Genomic DNA, 17239 nt, shown 5'->3' on the forward strand with positions numbered 1-17239 from the left:
GCTAAAGAGAGACATAGTTTCGCTTTTGCTTACCTAGTGCTTTTTAATTATATCTAAATTTAACTGTATTCTATTAAAACAATTCTTATTTAAAACAAAAAACGTTTTCGGAACTACCGAAAACGTTTTCGAACTCGTTGATTTTAAGCGGAAATGAGTGTGAAAAGAGAAAAACTACTCTACATCGTAAGGCATAATAATTTGAGTTTCCCAATCTAGTTCTTCCCCTCCGTTAAACGGATTGGCAAGAAAATGTTCTAAGGCTATATTTTTGATTTTCAAGTCATGTTTTTTGGCATAATCCATCAAAGCAAACCAAGCCCTATCAGACGTTCTAAAATTACCATAATAAGTTGCCTTAAGTCCTTTTAGCGCGGGAATCGTTTTGAATTTTACATTAGCGTCAGCTATCGCTTTTGTTGAAGGGTCAATGGGAAAACAATAATTAAAAATAAGTGTTTCTTTATCTAAATCCCAATCTGCGATTTCTACATAAGGTCGACCAACGATTTTAATTTTATGGGTGTATAAAAATCCTGTAATTGTAGCATCATTCCCTATCATAGTTTGTGCTTTTTCTTGCAACACACTTTTGAGTTGAATGTAAGCTACATATACGGGCTTTGAAATTCCTTCTCCGTCAATTCTGACTTTCAAATTTTTGAGATGTTCATTCAATCCTTCTCTTAAATCTTTGACTTTCCTTATTTGTTCGGTTTTGAATTTTGTGGGCCAGAAAGGAGCTGTGATTTTGTTGTACCAACTCTTTCCTATTTCATTGATTCCAACACTTACTTTAGACACTGAATCGTTTAAAGGAGTTATTTCCCACACATAGGTATAGGATGTATCTCCAACAGTCATCTGCTGTTTTAGGTAATCAAAATTATTTTTTTCTACTACAGTAAAATGCTCTTTTCGCTTTTGCTTTTGAATATGTGACCATTCTTGTATGCCTTGAAAAACAGTTCCAGAGGCTGCTTTTGCGGTAAATGTTATGGTATAATCCGATGATTTAATGCCAAAATACCATCCCAAAAAAAGCAACAGCGCAACACTACAAAAAATAACTATTTTCGTCTTCATTGTTTTACTTGGTCATTTTTAATTTACTATTGATGTATTTTCCAATCATTTTTCCCTGCTCCACTCCGTTCTCAATCGCTGCACGATAATGAATTCCACCATACAATCGACTTAGAGAGGCTTCTGTTGCGGCTTGCTTAAAAGAGGTGAATTTTCGTTTTGGTAAACCAAAAGGCATTTCAGAATTATCAACATACGCAAAATTATCTCCAAAAATTTCAGTCAAAATTTCAGCGGAACAAGCTGATAAAACAGAGTGTCCGCTAGTATATTCAGGAAAAGGAGGCGTTTGCAATTGCGGCTTCCAGTTTTCGTCTATGTATTGATTAATATAGGTTTCTGGACGAACCACATTGGTTTTAAACTTTTGATCCCAACAGCTGATGAACGATTCAAAAACACCAATTGATGTTTTGGTATATACAAAAACCGTTTTATTAAAGTCTGTTTTCGCTGATTTACATGCTATTTTCGCAATGTTGATCCAATGTGCATCGGGAGTGTTTTTCTTTTTAGCAAACATCATATGTCCTTGTGTCACGGTAGCATACGGATTGCAATCCCAAAACGTCGCAATAGCAGATTCTTCTGGAATTGTAGTACTTTTGCTCTTTTCCATAGCCAATAAATCTTTGGTGATTTTGTTTCCAACATCATAAGTTTCTTTGGCTTCTCTATAAAAATCTGAGTTTTTATTTGTAGAAAAAGGGTACGGTGCTTTAGGTTTAAACTGAGCTGAAGAGTCCATAACTAAGGTTCTAATTTTGCCCCAATGTGGTTCAACTGCATCCATATAAGCGGGCGGTGTGGGTTGCCAGCGAGCTGGTTGATCTGCATGCACCGTATATTTAGGCATCGTTCTGGTTTGCTTATAATTGTCTTTTCCCATCCATTTTGAAATGCGCTCTGCTACTTTTAGCGCATACTCTTTTGAGATTTCAAATTCTTTCTCATTTTCATCACTCCATTTTGCATACAAACTGTCACGGAATTTTTCGATGGCTTGTTCTGAAAAAACGAGCTTTTTACTCACTTCCATGTGTGCTATCACAGCCGCTAAAGGCACATTCACACCGCTTTTTTTATCGAGAATTGGAATAGAATCTAATCCATTGAGTTGTCCTTGTAAACTTTGGTAATCTGTACTATTTTGTACCATAATTTCATAAGCTGCAATATTAGGATACGCATATATCCTACTAGCCACAGGCGGTGAGAAGATGTCGTGAATCATAATACCTGTGATGGTATCAACCGCTGCACAATAATCACTTGAGGTAATGGTTATTGATTTTTCTTTTTGACAAGAAACTGCAAAAAAACATACACACAACAGGGTTAAAATTAAAGATTTCATTTGGGTCAATTTATAAATTTGGTTTATTGTTTTTTAGTATTTATTTGATACATCTCAGCAGGTTTATTATTGATGGTGACCAATAAATAGTTTTGATTATTAACCGAGAGAATGTCTAGATGACGTACTGCTTTTTGAGTCAAATCAATGCCTAATTGATGACCTAAAAGCATTGTTTTTTGGTCCATAATTAATGCCCCAGAGAAACCGTCAAATCGGCTGTGATAAGGAGAAACTCCGAAGTAATTCCCGGCAGCAAAAACTTCTGGTTTTGAATCCCCCAAAAAATCAGCTTGCACAAAACAATTGATTGGAGCTACTTGCATTTTATTGGTGAATGGCACAAAAACAAAATGGCCTTTATCATTTTTCAAATACCCTGATTTCAGGTTATGTACTTCGTATAGCTTGGCTTTTTCTAACATTTTAGGATCAAAAACCTCTTCAAGTGTTTTGCCCGCAAAAGATTGATAACTGTTGAATTTCTTTTTGAGCATACCACTAAATTGTTCGGCTAATTCGTCTAAGCCCAGAGTAGTATAATACTTTCCGTTCTTTTCTTTGGCTACAATAGTTTCAAAAGAGCCATTGCTATCAAAATCATCGTAATACATTTTCAACGGGAAGGTTGCTGATGCTTTAAACTTAGAATTCATCCCCCAATTGCCAAGCAAATAATCCTGATCGCCATCATGATCAATATCAAAAGGGAGAATTACTTGCCAAAGTCCATTATTTTTAGAAGAAGCAACGGTTGTTGTAACATTGGTGAACTTTCCGTTTTTATTGGCAAAAAAAGTGGGTTGCATCCACTCTCCAATCACGATTAAATCGGTTTGACCATCGGCATTAAAATCGGTAAAAACTGCATCGGTAACCATTCCGATTTTACGGAATGTTTTGGTTTGGTCTGGGGTAAATTTACCTTTGTTATTCTTTAATAAATAACAATCAGGTGTGCTTCCAAAACGATTCGTTTCAGAGTTATTTCCAACAAAAACATCTAAGTCTCCGTCTTGGTCATAATCAAAGGCCCTTACCACACTTGCGTTTTGAGCTAATTGTGGCAATTCTTGTTTTGTTGGAATCGCACTCTTGTTATGATACAAACGATTTTCTAAATTAGATGCATTTTCCCCACCACCAGAAGCGACAAATAAATCCTTCTTTTGGTCGCCATCAAAATCTGCGATGACAGCCGAAGCATCTTCAAAGACAGCATCTTGATCCAAAGTAGGATAGTTTTTGACTACAAAACCATTCCCTTTTTGAAGATAAAAGAACGCTTTCTTATCTTTAGAACCACCAAAGAAAATATCCTCCTTACCGTCTCCATCCCAATCTCCAATTGCAGTAGCAGGGCCACGATCACTTCTTTGATAAGGAATTAATTTTTGAACGGTAAAATCGATGTACTCGTTTTCCTCATGTACAAAATCAATCCCTAAATTTCCTTTTACCTTTTGCAAAACAGGCAAAACCTGAGGATGCAGCGATTGATACTTAAATCCTTTTCTGTTTTTATTAGCACTTATTGTTACTGTTTGATTGGCTTTTACCTTTTTCAATGTCTGATATGTTTTGTCAGGCCAAATCACAACTAACGAGTCAATAGCATTTATTTTTCCGTAGCCAAAATGAACTATCGGTTCAGAGGAAGATTGAAACCCTCTAGTGGTTTGTAACTCTTTGAATTGCTTTTGTCCTTTAGCATAAGAGATGACTTTCGTCCCAATACCAAAAGTGTTTTTGCCCTCAAAACGCAATTTTACTTTTAAAAAATTAGCTTTTTTATCGGTTTTGTTTTTATACACTGTGGCTACAGCATTGGTATTATTGGTGATGATATCCAAATCGCCATCATTATCAATATCGGCGTATCCGCTTCCATTAGAAATAATAGAATCATTTGCTATCCAGTCTATCGAACGGTCTTTGAATGTCAAATCTGTACTTCCTTGAAAAATATAATTGGTAACATTTCCGGCAGGCATTCTCTTCAAGGCTTCTTTATCTAAGAGCTTGGTGGTATTGAGTTTGTTCTTAATTTGGTCATTCGAATAATATTTGACGTAATCCAAATCGTTAGGGCGTTTTGGAATTCCATTGGCTACAAAAATATCTTGTTCACCATCTTGATCATAATCGGCAAAAAGAGTACTCCAACTCCAATCCGTTGCTGCAATTCCACTCAAAAGTGCGGTTTCAGTAAAGTGCTTTCCCGCTTGATTCAGTTGCAGCATGTTGCGGGTGTATTGATAATGGTACCCTAATTTTTCGGTACGCACTTTTAGCATTTGTACATTATCATCGCCCAAAGAAGCTTTTAATACCTTCTCGTCTTCGGGTAACATGTCCAAACTTAAAATATCTGGAAACCCATCGTGATTCACATCGGCGACATCTACGCCCATTGAAAATCGGCTAGTATGTCCGAAAAACTGTTTCAAACTTTCCGTAAAAGTTCCGTCTCCATTATTCAAATAATAATAATCATCTTCATGAAAATCATTCCCAATATAGATATCGGGATAGCCATCCAAATTAAAATCTGAAACAGCAATTCCTAAACCATACCCATTGGCTCCGCCAAAAATGCCCGCCTTTTCACTAACATCAACAAATTTTCCGTTATCATTTCGGAACAATTTATCACCACATTCATAACTTCTATTGTTTCTGATAGTAGCATTGCCAAAAGAGAGTTCAGAATGCACTGCGTGGTTTAGCAAATACATGTCTAAATCTCCATCTAAATCATAATCTAAAAAAGCAGCTGATGAACTATAATTGTCTAAATCGAGACCATATTCAGCAGCGCTCTCAGTAAAAGTGTTGTTCTTATTATTGATAAAAAGCTCGTTATGCCCTTCAAAACCATGAATACCAACCACAGCACACACATAAATATCTAAATATCCATCACCATTAACATCGGCCATCACTGTCCCTGCACTCCAATCACTTTGCCCTTCTACACCCGCCTTGGCTGAAATATCTTCAAATTTGTTGTTTCCTTTGTTGAGATACAATTTATTTTTCCCTTGATTGGAAGTGAAATACACATCTATTAATCCGTCGTTATTGATATCGCCTAATGCCACTCCACCCCCATTGTAATAATAGAGATAATCTAAAATGGAAATGTTTTTGGACTCAATTAACTCATTTTTGAAAGTGATATTACTTTCCTTTGGATCGAGTTTATCAAAAAGTGGTGCTTCTTTTTGGGAACATGCCGTCAATAGTAATGAGGCTAGACCAACTTTTAAAAAATTATTCATTGCTTATAAAAAGTTTAGGCGCATTGTTATTGAGTACAGTCAAAACCGCCGTTGTATTATTTTTGTTCTTGATGACTTGCAAATGCTTGACTTCTCCTCTGATAAAAAATCCAGATTTTGTGTAGGGAACCCAAGTAAATTTTCCTTGTTTATTTCCTAGAAGCACACTGCCCAAATTCGAGTCTAATCTTGAAAACTGCGGTTTAAAACCATATTGATTCCCTCCTAGTACCAAGTCTAGTATTCCATCTTTATTGATATCCAAAGTTGTTATGGCATTGACACTAGAAAACTGTACTTCTTTGGGCAAAACTTGAATTTCGAACTTACCATTCCCTTTGTTGATAGCAATACAACTCTCTTGCATCTTGGCTGTTTTTTGAACTGAATTATTGATCACTTCGGTATCGAAAAGTTCCTGAAACGTCTTTTTAGAATAATCGGTGTAGCTCAAATTCTTCTTTTTAATCATTGGAATTTGTTTGGCCAATTCTTGTTTCAAATGCAAGGGTACATCTTTAGCATCAATAGTTTGAGTAGTAATTTGTTCTATTGTTCCGTTGTTATCATAATCATTGATAAACAATTTCATTGGTTTTTCCTTGGTAGCTTTATAAGAAGTATTGGTTCCCTTGTTGCCTAGAATCAAATCTTTCTTTCCATCATTATTCAAATCTACGCATAGAACCGTATTCCAAAATCCACTCCATTCGGTCAAGTTCGTTGAAAAAATAGTCAATCTTCGACCTGTGTTTTTAAAAATCATAGGTGCATTCCATTCACCAACCAAAATCAAATCTTTTTTGGAGTCGTTATCAATATCTTCCCAAACGGCATCAGTAATCATTCCGTAAGCATTGATTTTAAAAGCTTTTTTGTCGATTACATTGGTAAAATTTCCCTTACCATCATTTTCTAACAACAAGTGTTTTGGATCAATCCCATACACTCCAGGTACACTTCGGCTTCCGATGAACACATCATTATCACCATCGTTATCAAAATCATAAGGAGCGACCACAGCCACATTATTATTTGTCGTTGGAAGAGTAGTTGTACTTTTTGTAAAAATGCCTTTTCCGTTATTCAAGTACAATCTGTTTTTGTAATTGGCTTGATCGGCTTTTTCATTTCCTCCAGAACCTACCAATACATCCATATCCCCATCCTTGTCGGCATCAAAAAAAGCAGCTGCTGTATCCTCGAAACTAGCATCTTTCTGCAAGTCCTTTTGGCTAGTTACGGCAAAAAGTCCATTTCCCTTATTGAGATAAACTTGAGCCGATTGCCCTTTGGCACCGCCAATAAACACATCTTCATTTCCATCTCCATTTAAGTCTGCAACGGCATAGGCTGGACCTTCTTGCGAAGTCATTTTAGAAATCAACCCTTCGTAGTCAAAATCTATATAATCATTTTCTTTATGTGCTAAGAATGTAGTTTTAGCCTCAGAAAACAAGGGTTTTGAAGCGTTACTTTTAACTACAAAATCAGACTTGGCGTCCAAAATATTCAATTGAATCGTTGTATTGTTTGTTACTTTTTTAATGGTTTGCGTTTTTCCGTTCGGCCAAATAACTTGTAAGGAATCTATTTTTTTAGTTCCGATTCCGAATGTCATTGTATAATCTATCGACGATTGAAAACCACGAGACGGAATGAGTTCTTGCCTTAAAATTTCGGAACCAGAGTACAATTCAACCATACTCCCCACTGCAAATTTATTTTGCCTATCTCCTTTCAGTTTAACCTTAACGAAATGATTTTGTTTGTTTTTTTCAGCATTATTCTTGTAAACAAAGGCTTCCATGTTGACATTATTTACGACCAAATCTAAATCGCCATCGTTATCTAAATCACCATAAGCTGCCCCGTTAGAAAAACTAGGTGTGTCCAATCCCCAATTTATCGCTTGATTCGAAAAAGTAAGATTCGCATTGTTTTTGTACGCATAATTAGGTATTGGCGTACTAGGCATTTTATTGATAATGGTTTCAATTTCTGCTTTTTTACCAGTAATTACCATTTTTTGCATCAATTCATTTGCAAAAAAGTCCATAAAATCTTGGTTGGTCAAGTCATGATAAATACCATTACAGACGTAAATATCTTTTAAACCATCATTGTCCATATCGAACAACAAAGCACCCCAACTCCAATCGGTTTTAGCCACACCAGCATAATTCGCAATTTCATCAAATTGTTGATTTCCATTATTTACTTGTAGTGTATTCTGCATGTATTGATTGTAAAAATCAAGATATTTCTTTCGAGTAAATAAATCATAATTCTCAAAATTGGTGGTCGTTTTTAATCGATCATCTGGTTCTGGCAACATGTCAGTTACAAAAATATCAGCTTTTCCATCGTTGTTAATATCGGCCATATCTGCCCCCATCGAGGATTGACTAATGTGTGACGTCCAATCTTGAATTTTTTCTGAAAAAGTTCCGTTTTTGTTGTTGATATACAAATAATCTCTTTCATAAAAATCATTCGAAATATAGATATCAGGGAACAAATCACCATTAACATCACCTACTGTTACTCCAAGACCAAAACCAATCAAGCTTCCGTAAATACCGGCCTCTTCACTCACGTCAACAAATTTTCCAGAATCGTTGCGCAACAATTTATCGCCACCCCCTTTTAGAATATCGGCTACTTCCCAATCTTTATCGCGTAGTTCTCTTTTATTGGAATAGTTCAAACTACTGACAGGAATGAAGCTATTATTAAGAATATAAACATCTAAATCACCATCTTTATCATAATCAAAAAAAGCGGCATGTGTCGTAATTCCTGTATCGGCAAGATTGTATTCTTCAGCTTTTTCAGTAAAGGTTAGGTTGCCATTGTTAATAAAAAGCTCATTGTTCTGTTGACTTCCTTTACTATTTCCAGCATTACAAACATAAATATCTAGCAATCCGTCGGCATTAACATCAACCATTACGACTCCTGTCGACCAAACTTTCTTTCCTTCGACACCTGCTTTCAAAGAAATATCTTCAAACTTAAAATTTCCTTTATTAAGATAGAGCTTGTTTTTACCTAAATTAGAAGTAAAATACACGTCTGAAAGTCCGTCGTTATTGATATCTCCTATAGCTACTCCGCCCCCATTATAAAAATTTCGATATTTGAATATATTCATTTCTTCCCCGTTTTTGACTTCATTTATAAAATCAATACCTGTTTCAGAAGAAGGTAATTGGGTGAATAAGGTGTCGGTTTTAACTTTGGAACAGTTTGAAAAAAAGAAAATCCATAGGGTCAATAGCAATATTCGTTGCAACATAATAGTAAGTCGGTTTTAGTATTATTTTCAGTCTAAATGGTTTTGTAATTTATATAAAAATATGTTAAATAAAACAACTAACTGTAATTATTTTACAAAAAAAAGAGGGTATCACTACCCTCTTTAAACTAACACAAAACAAAAATCAATCTAAACAAAAGTATTAATATCCTGGATTTTGTTTAACATTAGGATTAAACAATGCATCCGCTGGAATTGGATACAAAACGTATTTCGGATTGGATGTTGTGGGCTTTAATTCTCTTGGTCCTAAAAACTTACCAAAACGTATCATATCATTTCTTCTCCAGCCTTCAAACCACAGTTCTTTTCCTCTTTCTAAATAGATTCCATCAAGAGTAGCAGGAGTTGCTCCTGCGGCTAAATTAGCTCTAACATCAATTTGATCAATGATAGTTTTAGCTACTGCTGCTCCGCCTGTACCACCTCTAAGTGCTGCTTCGGCCTTCATCAACAAAGCATCTGAATAACGCATTAAAACATAGTCGTTTTCAGGAGCACCTAAATTTGCATTATCAGGTTCGTATTTTTGAGTTCGAATACCTGCAGTTTCGATTTCATTACCCGTAACAATCATGGTTACTTTTGGGGTAAAAACTAATGGATTACCCTTTCTGTCTTTTAAGGCCACCGTTCCTCCTGGTTTAAACATTTGCCCCACTTGGAATCCAATTGGGTTGCCGAAATTAGCTATGATAGAAGGGGTTGAATATTGTCTACGAGCATCGGTTGCGGCGAATCTATTGTAATATTCGGCCACGGTTGCAAATCCATTCCAACCATCAGGAGTTTGATTATAGTGCATCCCCATTCTCCATCGGGATTGAATTCCGCCACCTGTTCCTAAGACATTTTTGGAGGAGAATAAAATTTCATTTGAAGTATTATTTGTTGGGGCAAAATTACTCCAGTAATTAGGTGCTAAAGAACTTGAAGTTATCGCATCCACATACCCAATTACTTTATTCATATCTGCAGCATCAAAAGTATAAGGCCCTGCAGGATTTTCAGCATTGAAAACGGCTTTGTTTAAATACAATTTTGCTAATAAAAAGTTAGCAGCATCTTTACTTGCCATACTCGCATCATTAGCAACTCTTGCAGGCAATTTGTTTACAACAGCCTCTAATTCACTTATTACAAAAGCAGTAGCTTCTTTTCTAGACCAAAATTTTGGATTATCCGTAATTAATGACCCTGCTTCTCTGTAGGGAGCTTGTCCAAACAAATCAATAACATGGTAATAATAGAATGCTCTTAAAAAACGTGCTTGTGTTTTTTGATCATCTGTAGCGGAATTATTGATCACTAAATTACAGTTATATACGTTAGTCAACAAATCATTATAAGCATTTCTAATCTCTTCATTATCAGCACCCCATGTATGAACATGAAATTGACGCCATTTGGCATTATCATCCCAGTCCCCTCCTCTAGTTGGCCCTACTAATGCATCACTAGACATTTCACCCATTGTAAAAAGTCCACCTTGCCCTTGAAAACTTCTTAATCCTTCATAGGCTGACTGCAAAAACCCTCCTGTAACTACATTTCCACCGTTGGGATCTGAAGTTACATAACCATCTAAAACTTGTTCATCTAAATTGGTACAACCCACTCCTAAAGTAGCGATCCCTACAAAAAAGATGCTCTTTACTATATTTATTTTTTTCATTTCTCTAAAAATTAAAATGTAACATTAAGTCCTATTGCAAAGCTTTTATCTCTTGGATAGGATAAGTAATCCATACCCGCTGATGGAACACCATTGAGGGCTTTATTAGTATCTACCTCAGGATCAAACCCTGAGTAACTTGTAATTACAAACAAATTATTGGCACTTACAAAAAATCGCGCTGCATTAATTTTAAATCTTTCCATTGCTGTTCCTTTGAAAGTATACCCTACTGTTAAATTACCCATTCTCAAGAAATCGCCTTTCTCCAAATACTTAGTTGATGGAGAGTTGGGATCTGAGCCATTTTGAGGTGATGCCGCTACTTCAGGGGTTACATTTCTTCCTCCAAGTAATGCACTTTTGAAAAAATAGGCGTTAGCCGTATTATTGTACAAATAATGTCCAAATGCTCCGTAGAAAGAAGTGCTTACATCAAATGATTTATAGGTAAAGTTGGTTGAAAATCCTAAATTTATTTTAGGCAAAGGTTGTTTGTCTAAGTATACTTTATCCGCATTACCTAGACCGGTTTGAGATCCATCTGCAGCTGTGTAAATAGAATTTCCTGACGCATCGTAGCCTTTAAAATCATAAAGATAATAGGTATACAAAGGGTATCCATCTTTAATCACTTCCGCATAGGCACCTGATAATCCTTGTCCGTTAATTCCACCTGCTAATAATTGCACTGAACCAAAGTTTTCTATTCTATTCTTTAAAAAAGCAGCATTAGCAGAGAAATTCCAACTCATGTTTTCAGTTTCAATTATTTTGTAGTTTAATGCAACTTCAAAACCTGTATTAATTAAGTTACCCGGTAAGTTTACACTACGATTGGATCCAGGACCCGGTTGAGCATTTGCTTGCGGAACTGGTGTGATTAAATCCTTGGTATCTCTGTGAAAATAATCAAATGAACCTGTTAAACGGTTATTAATCAATTCAAAATCAGTACCAATACCATACGAAGTGGTCGTTTCCCAGCGTAATAAATCATTCGCTCCAGAAACTGTTTGTGGTGTTCCTCCAAAAACATTAATTGCTTTTGAAAGCGCTGAATTTACTGGAAATTCTTGATTCCCTGTAATACCATAATTCCCTCTCACTTTAAAGTCATTAAAAAGACCTTCTTTCTCATTAACAACTTTGTATGCAGCTCCAACGGCAGGAAAATAACCCCACTTATCATCAGCTCCTAGCTTTGTAGAACCATCAGCACGAATTGACCCTGTTAAGACAAAGTCTTTGTATAAAATCAACTCTGCTTTGGCGAAATAAGATTGTAATTCTATTTTATTCTTAAATGAACTAGCTCTGAACTCTTGAGCAATACCTCCTTGAATGTTGTCAATCAGATTCGTTTGAGCCTCAACATAACCCTGTCCTCTGGCATTATTTCCATTGGCATCATAGGAATAATATGAAAAACCAAGCACCCCATTTAATTGAAAATTATCATTAAATTCTTTATCATATAATAAAGTATGCTCAAATGTTTTATTGAATTTAGCAATGCCTGAAATCTCTGCTAACCCTCTTTTTAATACTCCTCCGTTAGCAGCATCATTACCTGTCAAATCATCACTATTAATTTTCATGGTAGGGAGCAACTGTCTTTTTCTAGTTGAATTAGAAGTTTCAACACCAAAAAGGAATTTATATTTTAATGAATTTGTGATTTTAAGGGTCGCCGTAATATTTGCCAAAAGTTTGTTGGTATTAGAATAATCTTTATAAGAATTCAACAATTGAACAGGATTCAAATAATCGTCACCCACATAAGTATAAGAACCATCAGGCTGATAAGTCGGTAAAGTTGGATTCCAATATAAGGCTGTACCAATTAAGTTTCCTATATAACCAGCATTATTACTTATTAAAGTAGTTTGGTCGTTCAATGAGGCGTATATTACATTCGTATCCACTTTCAAATAACCATTAAAAAAATTGTTGCTGTTATTAAAAGCTAAAGTATACTTGTCTAACCCTGTATTTTTAACAATACCATCAGTGTTAGAAGCACCAATAGACAATCTAGTGCTTGAGTTTTCAGTACCACTACTAAAAGTTAAATCGTGGTTTTGTGAAAACCCTTTTCTCAAAATAGCATCTTCCCAGTTGTAAGACCTTGATCCTTTGTCTGCTCCACCCGCAGCAACAAATTCGTCACCTGTAAGCAATTTAAAATCCCCTGAAATTTTGCTAAAATTAAGCGATGTCCCGTATGAAAACGTAGGTGCTTTAGATTTTCCTTTTTTAGTAGTAATCACAATAACACCATTAGCTCCTCTTGAACCATATATTGCAGTAGAGGAAGCATCTTTTAGAATGGAGATACTCTCAATATCATTTTGATTCAAAAAGTTCAATGGATTTCTAGCGGAAGAGGATCCTAAACCTGCGATGTCATTTCCTCCAGAAGATACTTCACCTCCATCTAGTGGCACTCCATCTACTACGTACAATGGATTATTTCCTGAACGTATGGAAGAATTTCCTCTAATTCTAACTGAAATAGCAGCTCCAGGCTCACCACTTGATTGCGTAACCTGAACCCCAGATACCTTACCTCTTAATAATTCTGCCGGGTTAGTTGCTGATACATTGTCAAACTGTTTAGAACTAATTTGATCCACAGCTCCTGTAGCATCTTTCTTTTTCACCGTACCATATCCTACTACGATTACTTCTTTCAATTCTGCTGAATCATCTTTTAGAGTAACATTGATAACACTTTTACCAGAAGCGCTAACTTCCTGAGCTTTTAAGCCCACATAACTAAAGACTAAAGTAGCCTTAGCATTCACATTTTTTATACTGTAATTCCCATCAAAATCCGTTTGAACCGAATTATTTGTTCCTTTTACCAATACATTAGCCCCAGGGAGTGGACCACTGGCGTCTGATACTTTTCCTGAAATTTCTTGTGAATAGGCCAAGCCTGAACAAAAAATCGTTAGAAATAATACCAAGCCTTTTAGTAGACTATTTTTCATACGTAATAAATGAGTTAGTTAATAATTTTTTCGAAAATGGTTATTGCTTTTTTTATTTAACTCAAACTTAAACAAAGTTTTATGATAAAATTAAGAAAAAGCACAACTAAAACGTTTTCGAAGCACCGAAAACGTTTTCGATTTTAAATTAATTATTTAAAATTTTAATATTAATTTTATATAAAACACAAAAAAAATGTTCAAATAGAACAAATAATACTCTATTTTAAACATTTTTACCCAACACACAACCTTATTACCGCTTAGTTAACCCTTAAAACTTGAGAATAATGCAACAAAACAAGCTTTAAATTTAAATATTAATATACACAAAAAAAATAATAGCTTATAATCAATCATTTACATCTCTTTTTTTGTTGAAAATAATTCAATCCACAATGATTGTTTTCTCTTCCACACCAATACCAATTAGCTTCAATGATTTCCATTTTTTTGGCAAAATACCCTTATTAAATTGTAACCCTTTATCCGTTTGTTCTACTCCTCCAAAACCATAAATCACCGCTTGAAGCATTGCACCTGCGCCTGTCGCAAAATAAGGATTGTTACTATTGGCAGATTCTGAAAAAACTCCAAAAGGGGGACGGCTATTAGGCAAATACGATTTTACAAAATACTCATAAGCTTTCTCACGATCTCCCATCCTAGCATACAATACTGACAATACTCCCGAAGCCATCGCTGGACCATCCTTTTTGTCAATTTTATCTGCATAGTATTCCAAATCCCTTTTAATTTGTTCCTTATCTGTAATAACATGCAAGGGATAAGCGAGCAAATTCACATCTGCTTGTTTTATCATTTGTCCTTTATATCCTTTATAATTTTGCGTAATTCCGTTTTCTTTGTGGATCGATAATTTTTCTGCCAAAATTCCCCACTCGGGCTTGACTTTTTCGTTTAAGATATGAGCGGCCTTAATCGTGTTACGCAAACTTTCTATTGCCGAAGCATTAGTAAAAGCATTATCATCTACGTGCTGTGCATATTCATCGGCACCCACAACATTATGTATAGAAAAAGTTCCATCTGGATTCTCAACTGCCCTACTCACCCAAAAATCAGCGGTTTGTTTCAAGACTTCCCATTCTTTTCGCAACCAAGACTGATTTTGTGTTAAGGTATAATAATTCCAAAAAGCGATAGAAACATCTGCCGTAATGTGTTGTTCAAAAATCCCCGTTAATGCCCATGTTGGCGTAGCTTCTTCTCCTGTATCATCAGATTCCCATGGAAACATCGCTCCTTGATAACCATAAATAGTTGCTTTTTGTTGGGCTTTTTCTAATCTATCAGAGCGATAATCCAAGCAAGATTTTGCCAAATCTGGCTGTAAAACTAATAAAGTAGGAAACATCCAAAGTTCTGTATCCCAAAATATATGTCCGTTGTAACCTTGTGAAGACAATCCCATTGGCGCTATACTTTGTCTAGAATTTGGACGAATAAAGGAATACAAATTATACAATGCAAAACGTACTCGTTGTTGGGCATCCAAATCACCCTCAATTTGGATATCCCCTGATTGCCACAAATCAGCCCAAGCTTTTTTGTGTTTGAACAATAATTTATCAATCCCTTCTTGCAAAGCATAAATCGGTTGTCTTTCGGACTCATTCAAAGGATCCGTCACATCTTTTGAAGTACAAATTCCTCCAGCTATTGCGAACCGATAAGATTGCCCTTTTTTTAGTTTTTTTGTAAAACTGACTTCATCTCCTTTGGGTTCCAATGTTTCACTGTTACCATCAAACAGAAAAGTTGTAGATACCGCCACTTTATATTTACCCGTCAAGGTTTGTGCTGTAGTACCAAAAACAGGCATTAAATATTGATTGTCTTTCAATACTCTGAATTGCCTCTTGACTTGTTTTAATTCATCAGGAACAGACATATAATTAGCCGCCATCATCTCAATAGCTTGCAAAGGGGTAATTTTCACAATCGCCATAGCTGAGAAAGGCAAAGCTCTATTGGCTAAAACCGTGTACTCAATTAATGCTAAATCCTTTAACCGAAAGGAAGTTGTACTTGTCCCTTCTTTCATCGAGATTACTTGTTGCCATTTTGAAATGTTAGTCGCTGTGATTTCTTCATTATTGATCAGCAATCGCATGTTTAAAAACTCAATGCCGCGAACAATTCTACTGATTCCGTTTTCAGGGCTCCCATCATAAACGCCATTCAGAATAATTTCTTTGGTTTTAAGCGGAGTAGCATCCGTTACGATACCAATTTGTCCATTAGCCATAGCCGCTCCGTAATAATTATCTCTGGAATTTGCTACCAAATTCCATTCGTCTGATTGGACTTGAGATAAAGAAGACCAACCGCTTACTAAAGAGAGCCCCAAAATAAATAGTACTGTTTTCATTTTTTTACTGTTAAAATACTTTCAAATTTAGAGTATTTGCCGTCAAAAAAAGATTTTCCCACACTAAGAGACCTGATTTACAATCGAAAACGATTTCGAAAAAAACGAAAACGATTTCGATTTAGCGACTTAAAATAATCTAAAAAAGGAATTCTATTTTTATGGATCATTACCCCTTTTAAAGTAAGAAATCCTCAAATGAAAACTTATGATGTCTCTACCTCACGCCAAATCTATAGTTTGCTTTGGAGAAATTCTATTCGATATTTTTCCAACTCACAAAAAAATTGGTGGCGCACCATTAAATGTCGCACTTCGATTAGCCTCGCTTGGAATTCACACTCAAATTATTAGTTGTATAGGAACTGACTCGAATGGCAAAGAAGTAATCGACATGCTTTCAAAAACAGCTATTTCAACACAAACTATTCAAGTTAATAGTAGTTATACAACAGGTGAAGTCCAAGTACATTTGGATAGAAAAGGGAGTGCTACTTACACTATTAATTATCCAGCTGCTTGGGACAAAATCAAGTATAACCAAGAAGGAGAAACGGCTGTGATTGAGGCAGATATTTTGGTTTTTGGTAGTCTCGCTTGTAGAGATATTGTTTCCCATCAAAGCCTTCTAAATTATATTGCAGTGTCAAAATATAAGGTGTTTGATGTCAACCTTAGACCTCCTTTCTACTCTAAAGAACTACTTATAGAATTATTACTCGAAGCGGATTTTGTCAAATTCAACGATGACGAACTGTATGAAATCTGTCGTTTTTTGAACTCTCCTTATCATTCGTTAGAACAAAACATTCACTTTATTGCTCAAAAAACCAACACCAAAAATATTTGTGTGACTAAAGGTCAACATGGAGCTGTTTTATTCTTTAACGACCAAATGTATTACAACAGCGGGTATCAAGTTACCGTTTCAGATACTGTGGGAGCAGGGGATTCTTTTTTGGCTGGCTTATTGAGTATTTTATTTTCTGAAAATGACCCCCAAAAAGCACTGAATTTTGCCTGTGCCTTAGGAGCATTAGTAGCTTCTCATGAAGGAGCAAACCCCCAAATATCCCGAAAAGAAATTAACGATTTTATGCATCCCTCCCTTCAATAATTAA

The 17239-nt window shown here is 35.5% G+C and carries 8 protein-coding genes; 1 reads left to right on the plus strand and 7 read right to left on the minus strand.

From position 1 onward, the window contains the following. Positions 1–174: 174 nt before the first annotated feature. The 7 genes from ACSVH7_RS10250 to ACSVH7_RS10280 all read right to left on the minus strand — a co-directional run bounded on the left by ACSVH7_RS10250 (position 175) and on the right by ACSVH7_RS10280 (position 16118). Entirely contained in the window at positions 175–1086 is a 912-nt protein-coding gene (locus tag ACSVH7_RS10250; protein WP_438066598.1) for a hypothetical protein, read from the minus strand. Positions 1087–1090: 4 nt separating this feature from the next. Beyond that, positions 1091–2443: a vanadium-dependent haloperoxidase gene (locus ACSVH7_RS10255; RefSeq protein ID WP_438066599.1), complete on the minus strand. Its 1353-nt coding sequence runs from the start codon at positions 2441–2443 to the stop codon at positions 1091–1093. Positions 2444–2466: 23 nt separating this feature from the next. Then, positions 2467–5727: a VCBS repeat-containing protein gene (locus tag ACSVH7_RS10260; RefSeq protein ID WP_438066600.1), complete on the minus strand. Its 3261-nt coding sequence runs from the start codon at positions 5725–5727 to the stop codon at positions 2467–2469. Beyond that, on the minus strand, positions 5720–9028 hold the full coding sequence (locus tag ACSVH7_RS10265; RefSeq protein ID WP_438066601.1) for a VCBS repeat-containing protein: 3309 nt from the start codon (positions 9026–9028) through the stop codon (positions 5720–5722). Before ACSVH7_RS10265 ends, ACSVH7_RS10260 begins: the two co-directional genes overlap by 8 nt. Positions 9029–9191: 163 nt before the next feature. Then, positions 9192–10724, minus strand: a complete 1533-nt coding sequence (locus tag ACSVH7_RS10270; protein ID WP_438066602.1) for a RagB/SusD family nutrient uptake outer membrane protein — start codon at positions 10722–10724, stop codon at positions 9192–9194. Positions 10725–10735: 11 nt separating this feature from the next. Further along, the gene (locus ACSVH7_RS10275; protein WP_438066603.1) at positions 10736–13723 is read right to left on the minus strand and encodes a SusC/RagA family TonB-linked outer membrane protein; all 2988 of its coding nucleotides are present in this window, start codon (positions 13721–13723) and stop codon (positions 10736–10738) included. A 388-nt stretch (positions 13724–14111) separates the two neighbouring features. Then, a complete protein-coding gene (locus tag ACSVH7_RS10280) occupies positions 14112–16118 on the minus strand; it encodes a glycosyl hydrolase family 95 catalytic domain-containing protein (RefSeq protein ID WP_438066604.1) in 2007 nt (668 codons plus the stop codon). Between the two features lie 208 nt (positions 16119–16326). Here ACSVH7_RS10280 and ACSVH7_RS10285 point away from each other — a divergent pair, with 208 nt between their 5' ends. Beyond that, complete coding sequence (locus ACSVH7_RS10285; protein WP_438066605.1) at positions 16327–17235, plus strand: carbohydrate kinase family protein; 909 nt, start codon at positions 16327–16329, stop codon at positions 17233–17235. Positions 17236–17239: the final 4 nt, after the last annotated feature.

It is taken from the genome of Flavobacterium sp. TSSA_36 (assembly GCF_051547165.1).
In the GTDB taxonomy this organism is placed as follows: domain Bacteria; phylum Bacteroidota; class Bacteroidia; order Flavobacteriales; family Flavobacteriaceae; genus Flavobacterium.